This window comes from Cypionkella sp. PAMC25878 (genome assembly GCF_058135695.1).
The window spans coordinates 4,809,641-4,825,845 of record NZ_CM176871.1 but is presented as its reverse complement, the minus strand read 5'-3'; the positions used below and the strand labels follow the sequence as shown (position 1 = coordinate 4,825,845).

General features: G+C 59.9%; 19 protein-coding genes. 9 read left to right on the top strand and 10 right to left on the bottom strand.

The annotated features are described in order from the left end of the window. Positions 1-636: 636 nt before the first annotated feature. Positions 637-912: a 30S ribosomal protein S20 gene (rpsT, locus tag ACS5RD_RS24160; RefSeq protein WP_054008238.1), complete on the bottom strand. Its 276-nt coding sequence runs from the start codon at positions 910-912 to the stop codon at positions 637-639. 241 nt (positions 913-1,153) lie between these two features. Between rpsT and ACS5RD_RS24155 the strand changes: the two genes are divergently transcribed. Next, entirely contained in the window at positions 1,154-1,921 is a 768-nt protein-coding gene (locus ACS5RD_RS24155; protein WP_489929448.1) for an FkbM family methyltransferase, read from the top strand. 48 nt (positions 1,922-1,969) lie between these two features. Here ACS5RD_RS24155 and ACS5RD_RS24150 read toward each other — a convergent pair whose 3' ends face one another. Then, positions 1,970-2,791, bottom strand: coding sequence for a response regulator (locus ACS5RD_RS24150; protein WP_054008236.1), 822 nt, complete (start codon positions 2,789-2,791; stop codon positions 1,970-1,972). A gap of 84 nt (positions 2,792-2,875) precedes the next feature. On the opposite strand from ACS5RD_RS24150, the gene ACS5RD_RS24145 reads away from it, so the two are divergent. From ACS5RD_RS24145 to ACS5RD_RS24135, 3 genes are read left to right on the top strand one after another with little or no spacing between them, the layout of a single operon-like run. After that, on the top strand, positions 2,876-3,058 hold the full coding sequence (locus ACS5RD_RS24145; protein ID WP_489929447.1) for a NepR family anti-sigma factor: 183 nt from the start codon (positions 2,876-2,878) through the stop codon (positions 3,056-3,058). Then, positions 3,055-3,630: an RNA polymerase sigma factor gene (locus ACS5RD_RS24140; RefSeq protein ID WP_054008234.1), complete on the top strand. Its 576-nt coding sequence runs from the start codon at positions 3,055-3,057 to the stop codon at positions 3,628-3,630. Before ACS5RD_RS24145 ends, ACS5RD_RS24140 begins: the two co-directional genes overlap by 4 nt. After that, the gene (locus ACS5RD_RS24135) at positions 3,627-5,366 is read left to right on the top strand and encodes a sensor histidine kinase (RefSeq protein WP_489929446.1); all 1,740 of its coding nucleotides are present in this window, start codon (positions 3,627-3,629) and stop codon (positions 5,364-5,366) included. Before ACS5RD_RS24140 ends, ACS5RD_RS24135 begins: the two co-directional genes overlap by 4 nt. A gap of 87 nt (positions 5,367-5,453) precedes the next feature. Here the strand turns inward: ACS5RD_RS24135 and ACS5RD_RS24130 are convergent, their stop codons facing one another. Continuing rightward, entirely contained in the window at positions 5,454-6,257 is an 804-nt protein-coding gene (locus ACS5RD_RS24130; protein WP_489929445.1) for a hypothetical protein, read from the bottom strand. Between the two features lie 38 nt (positions 6,258-6,295). After that, entirely contained in the window at positions 6,296-6,823 is a 528-nt protein-coding gene (locus ACS5RD_RS24125; protein WP_489929444.1) for a hypothetical protein, read from the bottom strand. 363 nt (positions 6,824-7,186) lie between these two features. Between ACS5RD_RS24125 and ACS5RD_RS24120 the strand changes: the two genes are divergently transcribed. The 3 genes from ACS5RD_RS24120 (at position 7,187) to ACS5RD_RS24110 (ending at position 9,745) form a co-directional block, all read left to right on the top strand. Next, on the top strand, positions 7,187-7,360 hold the full coding sequence (locus tag ACS5RD_RS24120) for a DUF1328 domain-containing protein (RefSeq protein WP_426036330.1): 174 nt from the start codon (positions 7,187-7,189) through the stop codon (positions 7,358-7,360). A 248-nt stretch (positions 7,361-7,608) separates the two neighbouring features. After that, a complete protein-coding gene (locus ACS5RD_RS24115; RefSeq protein ID WP_489929443.1) occupies positions 7,609-8,685 on the top strand; it encodes a sensor histidine kinase in 1,077 nt (358 codons plus the stop codon). Positions 8,686-8,839: 154 nt separating this feature from the next. Next, complete coding sequence (locus tag ACS5RD_RS24110) at positions 8,840-9,745, top strand: LysR family transcriptional regulator (protein WP_054008228.1); 906 nt, start codon at positions 8,840-8,842, stop codon at positions 9,743-9,745. Between the two features lie 45 nt (positions 9,746-9,790). Here the strand turns inward: ACS5RD_RS24110 and ACS5RD_RS24105 are convergent, their stop codons facing one another. The 3 genes from ACS5RD_RS24105 to ACS5RD_RS24095 are packed head-to-tail and all read right to left on the bottom strand — an operon-like array spanning position 9,791 to position 12,230. After that, complete coding sequence (locus ACS5RD_RS24105) at positions 9,791-10,786, bottom strand: OmpA family protein (protein WP_489929442.1); 996 nt, start codon at positions 10,784-10,786, stop codon at positions 9,791-9,793. Positions 10,787-10,806: 20 nt separating this feature from the next. After that, positions 10,807-11,514, bottom strand: a complete 708-nt coding sequence (locus ACS5RD_RS24100; protein ID WP_489929441.1) for a GNAT family N-acetyltransferase — start codon at positions 11,512-11,514, stop codon at positions 10,807-10,809. Then, positions 11,511-12,230 carry a competence/damage-inducible protein A gene (locus tag ACS5RD_RS24095; RefSeq protein ID WP_054008225.1) on the bottom strand — a complete coding sequence of 240 codons (720 nt, stop codon included), beginning with the start codon at positions 12,228-12,230 and terminating at the stop codon, positions 11,511-11,513. Before ACS5RD_RS24095 ends, ACS5RD_RS24100 begins: the two co-directional genes overlap by 4 nt. A gap of 176 nt (positions 12,231-12,406) precedes the next feature. Between ACS5RD_RS24095 and map the strand changes: the two genes are divergently transcribed. Then, positions 12,407-13,216: a type I methionyl aminopeptidase gene (map, locus tag ACS5RD_RS24090; RefSeq protein ID WP_054008224.1), complete on the top strand. Its 810-nt coding sequence runs from the start codon at positions 12,407-12,409 to the stop codon at positions 13,214-13,216. An 8-nt stretch (positions 13,217-13,224) separates the two neighbouring features. Here map and ACS5RD_RS24085 read toward each other — a convergent pair whose 3' ends face one another. Genes ACS5RD_RS24085 through ACS5RD_RS24075 form a run of 3 tightly spaced genes read right to left on the bottom strand, consistent with a single transcriptional unit; the run spans position 13,225 to position 15,622 of the window. Beyond that, the gene (locus tag ACS5RD_RS24085) at positions 13,225-13,863 is read right to left on the bottom strand and encodes an HAD family hydrolase (protein ID WP_489929440.1); all 639 of its coding nucleotides are present in this window, start codon (positions 13,861-13,863) and stop codon (positions 13,225-13,227) included. Continuing rightward, positions 13,860-14,417 (bottom strand): 16S rRNA (guanine(966)-N(2))-methyltransferase RsmD, encoded by a 558-nt coding sequence (gene rsmD, locus ACS5RD_RS24080; protein ID WP_054008222.1) that lies wholly within the window; start codon positions 14,415-14,417, stop codon positions 13,860-13,862. Before rsmD ends, ACS5RD_RS24085 begins: the two co-directional genes overlap by 4 nt. Continuing rightward, positions 14,414-15,622 carry an NAD(P)/FAD-dependent oxidoreductase gene (locus tag ACS5RD_RS24075; protein ID WP_489929439.1) on the bottom strand — a complete coding sequence of 403 codons (1,209 nt, stop codon included), beginning with the start codon at positions 15,620-15,622 and terminating at the stop codon, positions 14,414-14,416. The genes rsmD and ACS5RD_RS24075 overlap by 4 nt, the downstream gene beginning before the upstream one ends. A 78-nt stretch (positions 15,623-15,700) precedes the next feature. On the opposite strand from ACS5RD_RS24075, the gene ACS5RD_RS24070 reads away from it, so the two are divergent. Next, positions 15,701-16,189 (top strand): peroxiredoxin, encoded by a 489-nt coding sequence (locus tag ACS5RD_RS24070; RefSeq protein ID WP_489929438.1) that lies wholly within the window; start codon positions 15,701-15,703, stop codon positions 16,187-16,189. Positions 16,190-16,205: the final 16 nt, after the last annotated feature.

Sequence of the window (16,205 nt, the reverse complement as noted above, 5' to 3'; positions counted from 1 at the left end):
TGTCTCGTCTTCCCCAAGCGCCTTTCGGAGACCGATGGCGCTTTCTAGTTGTCCCACGTTCCCACGCGGTTCAGCACGACTGTTTCCACCGGAAAAACACTCAGGTTCGGCAGGTGAAACCACCACGCCTGCTTGAGCGTCCCTGCCCGGTGGCGGGGACAAAATTATGACAACCGCAACCGGGTGACCCGGTGGCTGTGTTTTATGCCTCTGTTGGCCGAATCTCGGCGCAAGCAGTGTAACATTCGGACGGCAAAGGATAATATCAGGTTGTTTTACGCTTGGCTTGGCAGCTGCGCTCCTGATTTTTCTACTTTGACGGCGTCATGTCCCCCAGACGAAGTGAATCGCTTGGGCAAGTTAGCAAGCCGCCGCGGGGCCCTGCAACCGATCTTGTTGCTTGACAGGAGTTTGCTTTCGCGAATCCCCCGGACCGTGCAATTCGGCAACGCTGCGGGCGAAAAGCCACGAAAATCAGAAGTTGGAATCGGCAAGCTGCTTGCGTTTTCGGAAATCAGGACAGCGGACGTGACCGATTCTGCGGCAGGGTTTCTGTGCGGAAATGCGATAGGGCGCGGCCTTTCGGCGCGCGCCCTATCGTGACGTGAGGTCAACTTGGCTGGTCAGCCGAGCGCCTTAGGCAGCCGGGGTTGCCAGCGCTTTGACGCGCGAAGCCAGACGCGAGATTTTGCGCGATACGGTGTTTTTGTGCATGACACCTTTGGAAACGCCACGGGCCAGTTCAGGCTGAGCGTTTTTCAGCGCCAGAGCGGCGGCGTCTTGGTTGCCGGAAGCCAGAGCCTCTTCAACTTTGCGCAGGAAGGTGCGGATGCGCGAGCGGCGGGCTTTGTTGATGTCTTGACGAGCATCAGCTTGGCGTGCGCGTTTTTTGGACTGGGCAGTGTTTGCCATCGGTATGGTATCCTTGGGGTCAACTCAAATATGTCGCGCAAAAGCCCCAAGGCCCCCTCAGGGATGAAGGGATGATTCTGCCTAGAGCGGGCTCACACGCATGTATCGCAGGCCTATAGGGTAAAGGGCTGCGAAAGGGAACAGCAAATCTACTGTGGCGTCGCGGGCCGTTGACCCCAGCACGCCAGCGGGTGATGTTGACCGCAACGATTGCCCGCTTTGACCGAATGGACCCTTGCCGATGGATATGACCCGCCCGCCCGCTCATCTGTCTGCGACGGCTTTGGCGATGATCGCAAGCCCGGATATCTTCACCAATCCGCGCCGCACGCAGGTCACGCGCTCGGTCTATGACGGCGTGCCGATATTCTTCACGGTGGCCGATCGCAAAGACCGGATTCAGGCGCGCCACGCCAAGGGGCGGTTTTATGAGCCGGAGGAGTTGAAGCTGATCGCGCAGTATTTCCCACGCGGTGGGGTGTTTTGCGATGCCGGGGCGAATATTGGCAATCATTCGATCTATGCGCTGAAGCTGCTGGGGGCCTCGGTGAGCATTCCGTTTGAGCCGAACCCGGCGGCTTATGAGTTGTTCTTGTCGAATATGATCCTGAATGGGGTGCTGGACCGGGTGAACCTGTCGACGCTGGGCTATGGGCTGTCGGACCGCAGCGATGCGCCGTCGATGAGTCTTGAGGCGCGCGAGAAAAATCTGGGGGCGACGCGGCTGGTGGCCTCGGACGAGGGGCAGATCAGCATGGGCTCGGGCGATGCGCTGCTGGATGGCGCGCCGATTGATTTTCTGAAGGTGGATGTCGAGGGGATGGAGTTGGAGGTGTTGCGCGGCTTTGAGCAGAGCATCGCGGCGTCACGGCCACCGATCTTCCTTGAGGTCGATCACAAGAACAGTGACGCGCTGATGGCTTGGGCGGCGGGGCAGGGTTACGGCGTGCTGGTCGAGGGGCGGTCCTTCAAGATGAACCGCAATGTGTTGCTGGGACCATTGGCGTAGCCATAAGGCCGCCACGACGATGCGCGGCGGCCATTAAGTTGTTGAGGATCAGGCGTTTTCTTTGGTCATCAGGGTTTCGGTCGAGGCGAAGAACATCGCCTGACTGACCGACGAGCGCACCTGTTCTTCGGTGTAGGGCTTGTTGATCAGGAAGGCAGGCTCGGGACGGTGCCCGGTCAGCAGGCGTTCGGGGAAAGCGGTGATGAAGATCACTGGGATCTGCTCAAAGCCACCAAGGATTTCGTTCACCGCGTCGATGCCAGAGGAGGCATCGGCCAGATGAATATCGGCCAAAATCAGATCGGGCATATCCGCCTTGGCCAGCGCCACCGCTTCTTTGCGCGTGCGGGCGACGCCGGTGATCTGGTGACCCATGGCCTCAACGATGGCGATGATGTCCATTGCGATAATGGCTTCATCCTCGATCACCATGACGCGGCCACTGACGGTGCCGGTCATCTCATGTAGGGCGCGCGTGATCAGGCCTTGGGCTTCTTCGGTGTCGATCTGCATGATCGCGCTGATTTGGTCCAAGCTGAAGCCTTCAATGAAATGCAGCAACAACGCCTCGCGGCTGTTCGGGGTCAATTCGGCCATATGTGCTTGGGCCGCGGCAGACAGGCGGCTGTCGGCTTGCGCTACAGGGGCGCCAGAACTGGCCCAAACCATGTGGAACACGTTGAACAGCGCCACTTTGGCATCGCTTGCATCCGCAATCAACGCAGGATCCGCCAAAACCGTTTCCAAAGCGGCCAGCGCATACTGATCGCCGCTGGTTTGATTGCCTGTTAAAGCGCGCGCATAACGGCGCAGGCTGGGCAAATGCAGGGCGACCAGATCGGAAAGATTTGCGGTAGCGTCATTGCTCATTTTTTTACTCCCTCATAGATTTTCTTGGGAACCAAACGCATGGGCGTGCGTTTGGTTCCCTGAGTAGGACGGGAAATTGTGAAAATGCATAATCAGGGATCGAAACCGGAGCAGGATGGTCAAGCGGATCAGATCAAGGCTCAAATCGAAGAAAACCTCAAGCGGGTGTACCAGTCGGCGCTGGTCGAGGAGGTGCCAGACCGCTTTAAGCTGTTGTTGCAGCAGTTGAAAGACAAAGAGGCGCAGCAGAACGGGGTGCAGAAATGAACCTCGCTGCGGCTTCGGATATTGATCCGCGCGACCAGTTGGTCGAGCATCTGCGCCCGCTGCGCGCTTTTGCGATCAGCCTGACGCGCAATGTCACGGCGGCGGATGATTTGGTGCAGGAAACCATTCTGAAGGCTTGGGCCGGTATCGACAAATTCCAGCGCGGCAGCAATTTGCAGGCCTGGTTGTTCACCATTCTGCGCAACACCTATTATTCGTCCTTGCGCAAATCCCGTCGCGAAGTTGCCGACCCGGATGGTGCCCATGCCGCCACCCTGAGTGTAAAGCCCGATCACGACGGGCGTATGGCCTTCACCGATTTTCTGCGCGCTTTTGATACCTTGTCGGATGAACACCGCGAGGTGTTGATTCTTGTCGGGGCCTCGGGGTTTACCACCGAAGAAGCCGCCGCGATGATGGGTGTGGCGGCGGGCACGGTGAAAAGCCGGGCGTCGCGGGCGCGCAAGCGGTTGGCGCATCTGCTGGGTCTGGCAGAGGGCGAGGGCATGTTCTCGGGCGTCGATGCCGTCACCGATGCGGTGATCGGGCGGGCTGCGGCCGCGATGGGATGACAGAACCGGCCCCACCCCGGCCGTTCTCTGATGCGCGCCCGCCGTTTTACCAACGGCTTGGCGCGCGTTTGGCATTGATGGCGGCGGTCGCGATGCTGCCGCTGGGGTTTCTGGGTCTGGTGCAAACGCAAGCCGCCAACAGCGAATCCGATCAACGGGCCAACCTAGCGATCATGGATGAAACCACCCGGGCGGCGGCGCCAGAAATCCGGTTGATCCAATCGGCGCAGGTGATGGTAGCGACTTTGGCGCAGAGCGTGGGGCCGGTTTTGGCCGATACTGCCGCCTGTCGGCGTTTGATGGCGGCGGTGGCGGCACAAGAGCCTGCGCTGTCCTTGGTCGCTTTTGTGCCGCTGTCGGGCAAAATGACCTGCGCCTCGACCGGGAAAGACTTTGATTTTTCCACCAATCCGCTGTTTCCGAGGGTGGCCACGCTGGATCACCCCGGCTTTTCGGTCAACCCGAAGGGGCCGGTTTCGGGGGTGTCGGTGTTGGGGGTGTCGCATCCGGTCTATGATGCCACTGGCGCGCGGATCGGGTTTATTTCGGCGTCGATGCCGCATAAGGCGCTTGAGGATGTTGGCATCGTTGTGGCCGATGCCAGCCCGCGCGACCCTTTGGCTTTACTGACCTTTGATGGCGACGGCACGGTGCTGACCTCCTCCGTCGGTCTGGGGAATGCACCGTTCAGCGTGCCGATTGACAAATCGCTGCAGGATCTGGCCGCAGGCGGGGCGCAGACATTCCTGGCTCGGACTGTGGGCGGCGAGCAGCGGATTTTCTCGCTGGTGCCTATGGCTGACGGGTTATTCGTGCTGGGGTCATGGAGCCGGGCCGACAGCGTGATTGTGCTGGGCTATAACATCAGCCCCTATCTGTTTCCGCTGTTGATGTGGCTGGCCGCGATGTGCGTGGCGCTGCTGGGGGCCGAGACATTGGTGGCGCGCCACATGCGGCATTTGGGCAGTGCAATGACCGCATTTGCCGGCGGGGATCGCAAGCGGGTGGTGCTGGATCTGAAGGGCAGCCCGGCGGAGATCATCGAACTCGGGCGGTCCTATGCGGTTTTGACAGAGACCATCCTGCACGAAGAAGCCGAGCTCGAGAACATCGTGCGACAAAAAGAAATCCTTTTGCGCGAGGTGCATCACCGCACCGGCAACAGCTTGCAGCTGATTGCGTCGATCATGCGGATTCACATCCGGCAGGAAAAAACAATCGCAGTGCGCAATATCCTAGAGGGGCTGCATGATCGGGTGATGGCCTTGGCGACGGTGCATATGGGGCTCTATGAGACCGCGGGGCAGAAAGACGTTAAGATGGACGCACTGTTTTCGGGGGTGATCCGGCAGATCAGCGGCATGGGCAAGCCGACCAGCAAAAGAACGCCGATCGCCACGGATTTTGAGCCGATTCAACTGATCCCGGATCAGGCGGTGCCGCTTGCACTGTTGTTGACTGAACTGCTGGCGGGGATGCCTGCGAGTGAAGCACAGATGGGGCAGGTTGAGGTGTCGCTGCGGCTGTTGGAGGGGCAGCAAAAGGCGCGGCTGCATATCAAAGGTCCGGCGAGTTTGGGCACGGCGGCTTCGGATCAACCGACGCCTACTGCGATTGGCACCCAGTTGGTGCGCGGTTTTGCCCAGCAGATCGGCGGCGCGGTCAGTGTCGCCAACACGCCCGAAGCGGTGGATGTGACGGTGGATTTCCCGATCCGCGAAGGCTTTGAGCCTTAGACCGCGTTGAGCTAGGGGCAGACAAAAAGCAACGTCGCTGTCTTGCGACAGCGACGCCTTTCCGGGCCTGAAATCCGGCAGTCTGCGCTACGAGGAGTTACGCAGGCTGCGGCTTCCGGCCAGAATGTCCATCGCCTCATTGGCGCGGCGGCGTTCATGCGCGAGCAGACGCCGGGTTTCCTCTAGCAAACGGTCACGTTCTTGCGCCAGTTTGCGGTCATGCGCGGGGCGGCGCAGCAAAGCCGCCGAAACCGCAGCCCCCAACGCCAAAGCAGCGCCGGTGATGGCAACCGGGTGATCATTGATCGCCTTGGCGGTCGAAGCGCGCAAGGAAAGCTGCGCCTCATAGGCCGCTTCGCGCGCCGCCAGAATACGATCCTGTGCGGCGGTGGAAAGCTGATCCAAGCCCCGGCGCATGGCTTTGCGCACATCGCGGGCCAGATCGGCCAACACGGCCGCGCGCTGTTTGGCGTATTCAAGGCCGTCCAGCGCCAGCGCCTCTAGCTTGTGCAGGCTGGCATTGGCTTGCGCCCGTAGGGCTTCGGCCTCTGCGATCCAGTCGAAATCATCGTCTTCGAGCGGTTGCGTCGGGCCGCCTTCGTCTTCCCAGCGCGCCTGTGCCTCGTAAGCCGTGCCGCTGAGGCCATCGGTCTCGGGGGCGGCAGCGTTGCGGCGCAGCAGATACCACGCCAGACCGGCCCCTGCCACCGAGACCAGCACCGGATTGGCGCGGGCGACGTTACCAAGCGTTTGAGCATGGCTTAGCAGATCGCCGCCAAGGCCTTGCAGGGTAAAACGGTCGCCAAGGGCTGTAAGCGAGGCTTTCAGCGCCGCACGATCTTTCTGGAGCTGGCGCTCGATCAGATCGGGTTCAAGATTGTCCATTCGCATCAGGCTCTCCTATTTCGTTGGGCCTATTCTGTGCGGGCTTATCCGCGACGGTTGCGGTTGCGGGCCTGCGATTGGATCAAATGCGCAAAGGCAAACCCAAGTACAGCGGCACCCGCGGCGACGGTGCCGGGGTGACGGCGCGCATAAGCTTTGGTGCTGGTGACAAGATCGCTGAGTGAGTCTGCGCGCAGATGATCTGCCACGTCCGACACAGCCTCAACCACCCGGCCCGAAGCCGCCCGCGTGCCATCCGCCGCATCATGCAGCGCTTTGGCCAGACGATCACTGCCATCCGCAAGCTTGGATTTGGCCGAACGGAAGCCCGATTGCGCCGCATCGCTCAGATCATCGAGACGATCTTCGGCAGCAGCGGCAGCCTCGGCGGCCTGCGCTTTCAGCTTGCGCGCGGCGGTTTGGCCCATGTCTTTCGCGTCATCCAACGCGTCGGCGGCACCTTCGCGCGTCTTGCGACCCATTTGAGCCACTTTATCCACCGCATCATCAATGGCATTGTCAGCTGCAGTCTTTGCGTCAGTTGCGTTGTCTTTGAAGCTGTTCGCGTTCATCATCTGTCCTTTGTCTCATAGCGCGGCCAGGCGTCTGGAGAGGCCCCAGACGATCAGGCAGCAGATCCGGTTTGAAACGTCAGCAGCAAAGCCAAGCCCTGCCACCGGGACACGGCTTGGCTCAAGTCTGGGCGCGAAACCCATAGCTGTGCCGTCATCGCATCTCTGCCAGAACAACGCAGTCGGCTTTGAATTGGTTCCCGAAGGTTCCCGAAAAAATCGGGCCAGATGAACATTCCGCACTTTGTCCATTTTGCAGGACTGCAAAATAGCCGGGAACCAGAGCCTGCGGCGCGGGTTAGTTCAGCATCATATCCACGGCAGCCAACGCAACCCGCCGTCAAATATTACAGGAGAAACACCATGCTGAGCTGGGCCCTGACCTTCCTTGTCATCGCATTGATCGCCGCCGCTTTGGGCTTTGGCGGTATCGCCGGCACCTCTGCCGGCATCGCCAAGATCCTGTTCTTCATCTTCCTTGCTCTGTTCGTGATTTCGCTGATCGCGCGGCTGTTGAACGGCAAATCGCGACTCTGACCGGGTTTCTGATCTTCCCTGCCTTCTTCTCCCTGAAGGCTACCTCAGACCGCAGGTTCGCCCTGCGGTCTTTTTTTGCGATATTTCAGACTATTTCAGCGAAGTGTGGCTTACGCACATAACTCCGCCAACAGTTGATCTGCGCCGTTTCAAAAACAGATGTAGGTTATTTGCAAGTTGCAAGATTTGTCCCATTTATGCGGCAGGACGCGCATGTGAAGCGCCTTTAGATACAAGGTAATCGGGCAATGGACGGGATCGAAACCCCCTCACAGGTTTGGCCGACTCAAGGCGATGCGCCGCAGGGTATGTTGGCGCGGGTCACCGAGATGACATTGGCCAAACGGAGCCTGTGGTATGAGGTTGCTTTTGCGGCCAGTGGATTCGCGCTGGCTTTGTATGCGCGCTTCCTCTGTGACCCTATTCTGCCACCGGGGTTTCCATTTTTGACATTCTTTCCGGCGGTACTGCTGACCTCGGCGTTCGCTTCGGTGCGGGCCGGGGTGGTGGTGGCGGTGGCCAGCGGTTTGGCCGCGCGCTATTTCTTCATCGCGCCGATGGAAAGCCTTAGCCTGAACGGCGCTTCTGCGGTGGCAATGGGGTTTTACACCTTGGTTGTGCTGACTGAGATTTTGCTGATCAGCGCGGTGAAGCAAGCCTTGCTGCGGCTGAGGGCGGCGCAACAGCGCAGTGATGATCTGGCGTCATCCAGTGCGCTGATGTTTTCAGAATTGCAGCATCGGGTGTCAAACAATCTGGCGACCGTGGCGGCGCTTTTGCGCCTTCAGGCGGGGCAGACCAAGGATGCCGAGGCCAAGCAGGTGCTAAAGGTGGCGCAGGTGCGGATTGACACAATTTCGCGGCTGCAACGTCGGTTGCACTCGCCGAATCTCCAATCAGTCGTGGTGGCGGATTTCATTCAGGATATGGCAGCGGATACCATCGACGCGGCGGGCGCTGGGGTCAATGTAACGCTGAAGTTTCAGCTGAACCCGGTGCAGGTGGCGCATGAAAAGGCGATCCCCCTCGGGCTGATCGTCAGCGAATTGCTGATGAACGCGGTCGAGCACAGCGCGGGCCCGGAAGCCGCTGCGGTGGTGATCACGATCTCATTGTCGCAGGAGCCGCGTGAGGGTGGCGGGCATCTGGTGACGCTGGATGTGCATGATTCTGGCAAAGGTGTGCCCGAGGACTTTGATGTGGGAACCTCGAAAAGCCTAGGGATCAGCATTGCGCGGCAGTTTGCCTTGCAGCTTTCGGGCAAGTTGAGTCTGTTCAATGCGCCCGATGGCGGGGCGATTTCGCGACTGCAGTTTGAGAATTAAGGCAGGTTCGCGCAGCTAATCCCTTGTTCCGGTGTTTCCGTGCCATCAACGATGCGCAGTAATACCCCGCATAGAACGCAAGCGCGCCCCGATCCTGCCCGATTTGGCGATCAATAAGGTCACATCTGCCCACTCTGCTCGCTTGGGGAAAACAATGGACCGACTTACTGAAATGGAAGCCTTTGCCACGGTCGTAGACCAAGGCGGCTTTACAGATGCTGCGAAGAAGATGGGGATTTCGAAATCTGCCGTTTCGAAACATGTCTCCGCGCTGGAGGCTCGCCTTGGTGCGAGGCTTCTGAACCGCACCACCCGCCGCGTCTCTCCAACCGAGATCGGCCTTGCTTATTACGACCGCGCCCGGCGGGTCTTGAACGATGCGGGCGAGGCGGATGCCTTGGTGACCTCGATGCAATCGGCGCCTTCGGGCCTGCTGCGGATCTCGGTTGCCACGGATTTTGGGGTGAACCTTCTGTCGCCGATCTTGGGGGATTTCCTGCTGGAATACCCTGACATCACCGTCAATATGGTGCTGAACAACCGTTATGTGGAGCTGATTTCTGAGGGCTTTGATATGGCCATTCGGGTTGGCGACCTAGAGGACAGCAGTCTGCGCGCCCGCAAGCTGACCGACACCACCAAGCGGATGATCGGCAGCCCGTCGTATTTCCAGAAATATGGCCGGCCATTGAAAATTGACGATCTGAACGATCACAAGCTGCTGCATTATTCCAACCAAGCCAACGGCAATGTGTGGAAAGTCTCGGCCCCTTCGGGCGAAAAGCGGCAAGTGCGCACGGCGGGATGGTTGACGGTGAACGACGGTCAAAGCCTGCTGAATGCGGCGATTTCCGGGCTAGGCATCGCCTATCTGCCCAGCTTCCTTTATGCTGATGCGATGAAAAGCGGTCAGGTCGAAGAGGCCATTCCCGGCCTGCCAGTCGAAACTCTTGGCATCTATGCGGTCTATCCGCCGGGGCGTTTCACTCAGCCGAAAGTGCGTGCCTTCATCGACTTCCTGGCGCGCCGCTATCTGGATAAAGGCCCGGATACCTGGTGAGATCAGACCCTTAGCGCCAACACAGGTTTGTAAATGGTGCGATGATTACTCTGGGGTCGAGGTGAGTACCACCTCGACTCTTCGGTTTTGCTGCTGGCCGTCGGGGGTCAGATTGCTGGACCGCGGTGCGAGCGGGCCGACGCCATTGGCGCTGACTTGGCCCGCCGTCACGCCATATTGCGCAATCAGGTTTTGCCGCACGCTGTCCGCGCGTTTTTTCGACAGCGCGATGTTGCTCGAAAGCCCGCCCGAGCCATCGGTATGGCCGACCAGCGTGACCGCTTTGGTCGGATTGGCCTGCAACCAGCCCGCCAGCGCGGTAAGCGACGCATAAGTGCCGTCGCTGAGCGCCGAGGAGCCCGAGCCAAACACAAGATCTTCCAGCACCAGCGACTGACCAAGATCAAGGGTTTTGTCCAGATCGGTGCTGGCTTCGGGCGTAGTCACGGGGGAGGTCGGCTTCAGCGCGAAGGTGGCAGGCTTCGGTGGTTCGGTCGATTTGGTCGAAGCCACCAGTTGCATCGCCGCCGCACCGCCAATCCGGGTCAGTTGCACAAAGCCATTTTCGGGCGATTTGCTGACCATCAGACCGAGATATTCTTTGCCGTCTGGCCCGATGCGTTCTGCCGCCAGATAGCGAAAATCGCCCAGATCGACATGCATATCGGGTTCGGCCACCACCTCGGTGCCATAGCGAAAATCATAGCCGCCGCAGGCTTCGGTCTCACATTCAAAGATCACCTTGAAGCCAGCTGCTGCAATTTGTGCCCGCAGAGTCTGGATCATCTCCAGCGTCGAAGACCCCGGCATCGCGATACGCCACGCGGTTTGAACCAAAGCCCCTTCGGTCAGTTCGGTGGCAATCTCACCACTCTTGTAGGGGCCGACGGCAAGGCGAAACGAGGCTAGGGCTTCGCTGCGTTGCAAGGTTGTTTCGGATGGGCTGGGGAATTGCAGTTTCAACTGCGGTGCCGCCTGTGCAGAAGCGGCTGACAGGAAGGCTGCGAGGTAAGTAGCCACTCGGAACGGGCAAGTTTTCAAGGGTCTGGCCTCTGCTGGGCTCATTTCTGTCGATAGTGATATTGTCCCACAGCCTGCATCCCCAAGGAAGCATAAAGCCTGCGCGCCGGATCATTGGCGACAGTCACCACCAAAGACAGCGTATCTGCCCCATTGGCTTGCGCCCAAGCCGCCGCTGCACGCAAGATATTGTGCGCGGAACCCTGCCGACGCTGGCTGGGTGTGACCTCTAACGCGTGTAGCATGGCGATGTTTTGATGGATCGCGACAAACGCTGTGCCCGCCGCACGGTCCTGCGCGCGCCCAAGTATGACGGTTTTTGGCCCCTGTACCCGGTCCATCACCACAAGTCGCGCCGGGTCGATACCGCCCTCGGCCCACAGATCGGCGGCAATCGCCATCGGTGGCCAATGCGGGAAAGTGGTCATAGGATCGGGTGCCTGCGGCAGTGTCGCAAGCGGGGCGGCATAGGCCACCACCGGATCAACAATGCGATAGCCGCGCGCCATCAGGGCCTGATCAAGCAAGCCATCACCTGCGCGGATTAAAAACAGCGCGGGCTGATTTAGCGCCACCATCGCGGCCTCGGCCTGCGGAATATCGGTGTCTTGCCAATCGCCCTCGGCAGTTGTTGCTGACACACGTTTGCCGCCGCCCAAGCCATTGCGAATGGTCCAAGGCCCCTGCCGCGTGGCAGAGGCTGGGCCCCAAGTGGCTTCCATCACCGACAAAAGCTGTTCTGGCGTCATCCAAACAACTCCGTCAGCCGCAGCATCGCCGCACTGACCTGCCCCGGATCGATGCCCCTGATCACCAGATTGGTGCCATACGCGCCGTTTTGGGTGAACGGATAAGACCCCATCGACAGATTGGGAAATTCGGCGGCCAGTGCGCCAAAATCGGCGGCAATTTCGCCCTCTCCCCGCAAGACCCTCAGGTTCTGGCTGAGCAGTGGCGGACCGCCTGTCAGGGTGGGCAGCACTGAGGCCAGCATCGCCTCGAATATCTTCGGCACCCCGGCCATCACATGCACATTCTCCAGCGTAAACCCCGGCGCAATCGACACCGGATTTTCGATCAGCACCGCGCCATCGGGTATCCGCGCCATGCGTTGCCGCGCCTCGTTGAACGGCAGGCCTTGGCGTTCGTAGTGCGCGCTCATCAGCGCCATCGCATCGGCGCGGTGGGTGATCGGGGTCTGAAACGCGGCGGCTATGGCATCAGCGGTAATATCGTCATGTGTCGGGCCAATGCCGCCAGAGGTGAACAGGTGATCATACTTGGCCGACAAAGCCTGCACCGCAGCTATGATCTCGGCATGATCATCCGCCACCACCCGCGCCTCGGCCAAAGTGATGCCGTGCTTGGTCAACTCACAGGCAATGTAATGCAGGTTTGAATCGCGGGTGCGGCCCGACAGGATTTCATCGCCGATTACCAGCATCGCGGCTGTGGGGTTGGGCATTTGGACGCTCCTTCTCTTGCGGCCAAGCATAGGGCAAAGCCGGGGCAACAGGCCAGAGGGCTGTCTTCACAGATTGGGGACCTTCACAGATGAGACACTCGCGTGATCGCAGCGCACTCCACCTCTGGCAAAGCCGCTGCGCATCGCTTATTTAAGGCCAAACCGGAGGATTACCCGTGGAAGATATCCGTGGCCGCGTCACCAAGAATGGCATCCGCATCTATGAAGATGCGGATTTCGCAGGCATGCACGCGGCCGGGCGATGCGCTGCGGAAATCCTTGATATGGTTGCAGAATATATCAAGCCGGGCGTGACCACAGCAGTGATTGACGATTTCATCCGTGAGGAGATTGAGCGGCGTGGCGTGGTTTCGGCGACGATCGGCTACAAGGGCTATCAACACGCTTCGTGTATCAGCGTCAACCATGTGGTCTGCCACGGTATTCCCGGCGCTAAGATCTTGGCGGATGGCGATATTTTGAACGTCGATGTCACGGTGATCGTCGACGGTTGGTTCGGCGATACCTCGCGGATGTATGTGGCGGGCGCTGTGCCGCGCAAGGCCGAGCGGTTGATTGAAGTGACGCACGAGTCGCTGATGCGCGGGATTGCCGCGGTGAAGCCGGGCAATACCTTTGGCGATATTGGCTATGCCATTCAAAGCTATGTCGAAGCCAACCGCATGTCAGTGGTGCGCGATTTCTGCGGTCACGGGCTTGGCCGGGTATTCCACGCGCCGCCGAATGTGCTGCATTATGGACGTCCGGGCACTGGGGCGGTTCTGGAGGAAGGCATGATTTTCACCATCGAGCCGATGGTTAATCTGGGCCGTCCCGAAACCAAAGTGCTGGCCGATGACTGGACGGCGGTGACGCGCGATAAATCGCTGTCAGCGCAGTTTGAGCATTCGGTCGGGGTGACGGCGACGGGGTGCGAGATTTTCACTTTGTCCCCAGCAGGCAAGTTCCATCCGACTTGGGGTTGATCGCCGGGCTAAAGCCCCAACAGCGTTGGTAAGTCTTTCATATCGCTGAAAAGAACCGCACCCTCAGCCGCCAGTGTCGCGCTGCCCTGCGGTGCATAGCCCATACAGCGCATCCCTGCGGCTTGGGCTGCGCGCGCGCCAGTTGGGCTGTCTTCGATCACAATGCAGTCGCTGGGATCAACGCCCAAAGCCGCCGCCGCGTGCAGGTATAGGTCGGGTGCAGGCTTGGGTTTTCCCAAAGTTTGCCCTGAAAAAAGCCCCTTAAAGCGCGCGATCAATCCGTGCTGCCCCAAGGTGATCTGCATCTTTTCCGCCGAACCGTTCGAGCCCATCGCATAGGGAATCCTCGCCGCGTCCAGCGCATCCAACACGGCCAAAATCCCCGGCACCAGCGGCGTGCCCAGCGTCAGTTTGGCATAAAGCCGGGCGTAGAAATCATCGCACCAATCGGCGGGCAAGCGCGCGCCCATCGTGTTGGCTTTGTCGCGTAGGCCTTGCAGGGTCATGCCAAGGAAGATGTGGTGCAGGCTCTCCACTGCCATCGGCAGGCCATGCTGCGTAAGATCGGCAGCCAGCAGATCAAACAGCATCGGTTCACTGTCGACGACCACGCCATCACAGTCGAAAATCACAGCTTTGGGAGTCATGCAGGCGCTTTCAGCAGGGTGACAAGTGTGTCGCCGTATTTGCGTTGATCAAGGGGTTCAAATCCGGCGGGGGGGATTGGCTTTGTGCTTTCCTCCCAGATAACAAGAGCTTCTGGGGCCAGCCATGGGGCTAAGGCCAGCAAGGCCGCCTCTCCCATCGCTTTGCCATAGGGTGGGTCGAGGAAAATCACCTCGAAGGCTGCACCCGGATTGAGCCCCGGCTTGGTTGCATCGCGGCGCAGGATTTCCGCACGCGTTTCCGCCCGCATCAGCGCGATATTGCGCTTTAGCAGGGCGGTTGCCGCCACGCCGTTTTCGAGAAACACCGCCGAGGATGCCCCCCGCGACAAAGCCTCCAAACCCAGTGCCCCCGTGCCCGCGAACACATCGAGCACGCGGGCATCGCGCAGCGGATTGCCATAACCGCCGTTGATCAGCAGGTTGAAAATCGACTCGCGCACGCGATCCGAGGTGGGGCGCAGATGCGCTTGCGCGTCGCCGATCCCCACCGGGGTCAGATGCAGGCCCCGGGCGCTACCGCCGATGATCCTCATGCTTTCAGCAGCGATTTCATCTCGGTCGCGGGGTCTTTCAAAGCGGCTTTAGACGGAGATTTTCCGTTTTCAATCAACCGCTTGCCCACCATATAGGCGCGCGGATCATTCATCGCATCGACGGCGAGCAGGGTATCTCCCTGGAAATACCAGAAGCTGACACTGTCGCCATCGGGGCCGCGCGTGACGATGTTATCATAGCCCACATTCAGCCCGGCGATTTGCAGTTTGCAGTCGTATTGATCCGACCAGAACCACGGTGCTGCCTCATAGATCTTGCCCGCGCCCATGATGTTTTCGGCAACGATTTCGGCCTGATCAATCGCATTGCCGACCGATTCCAGCCGCCAACGCCCACCCTTGTGAGGAAAGCTGGCGCAATCGCCTGCCGACCAGATATGCGGGTCCGAGGTGCGGCCGTATTCGTCGGTTTTGATACCGTTCTCAATCGTCAAACCGGCCGCCTCAGCCAGCCCGGTGCCGGGCAAAATCCCAACACCCGCGATGATGAAATCGGCGGGCAGTTCCGTGCCATCGGTCAGACGCACGCCCGAGACGCGGCCCTCGCCCAAGATCTTCTCAAGCCCCGTCGATTCGAGGATTTTCACCCCGTGTGCTGTATGCAAGGCGCGGAAATAATCGCTGGTTTCAGGTGCCGCCACCCGTTGCAGGATTCGCGGTGCCATCTCGACCACCATTACATCGAGGCCAAGTTTGGCGCCAACCGCTGCCGCCTCAAGCCCAATATAGCCGCCGCCAATCACCACCAAACGCCGTCCGGCTGCGAATTCGGGCTTCATCGCATCCACGTCGGCCAGACTGCGCACGGTGTAAATTCCGGCCAGATCGCCGCCGATATTGCTGGGCAAGCGCCGGGGATACGATCCAGTGGTCAGCACCAGCTCGTCATAGGGGATAACGTCATTGCCGATCATCACCTTGCGGGTGATCGGTTCAATCGCCGAGACTTTATGCCCCAGTTTCAAGGTGATATCGTGCTCGGTGTAGAAATCCGGGCCGCGCAGCCACAGCCGTTCTTCCTCCATCTCGCCCAGCAGATAGGCCTTGGACAAAGGCGGGCGCTGATAGGGCGGTGCGGTTTCCTCCCCGATCAAAGTGATGCTGCCCTGATGCCCCAATGCGCGCAATTTTGCCACCAATGCGGCCCCGGCCTGCCCGGCCCCGATTACAACCACGTCCGTCATGCGCACTCCCTCTGGTCGAATGTTTGCGCGGACCCTATATCCCGCAGGACAGGTAACGCAACGCGAGAGGGATAGATTATGACGATTTCTGTTGGGGCCAAACTGCCGGATGCATCTGTGCAGGTTATGGGCGGAAATGGGCCGGAGGCGGTGTCACTGGCGTCAAGGCTCGCCGGGCGCAACGTGGTGATCTTCGGGCTTCCCGGCGCGTATACCAGCACCTGCACCACGGCCCATGTGCCCAGTTTCATCCGCACCCGCGAAAAATTGGCAGCCAAAGGCGTGGATGAGGTGATCTGTCTTTCGGTCAACGACGCGTTTGTGATGAAAGCTTGGGGCGATTCGACCGGGGCCAATGCGGCCGGGATCACCATGGCGGCGGACGTCGATGCCAGCTTCACCAAAGCGGTGGGTATGGCGTTTTCCGCCCCGGCGGTTGGGTTCTTTGACCGCTCGAAACGCTATGCGCTTTATGCTGTGGATGGTGTGGTCAAGGTACTGCATGTCGAACTGCCGGGTGGCGGTTGCGAGATTTCCGGTGGCGAAGCGATGCTGGCGGCGATCTGACACCAATGCGACTCTG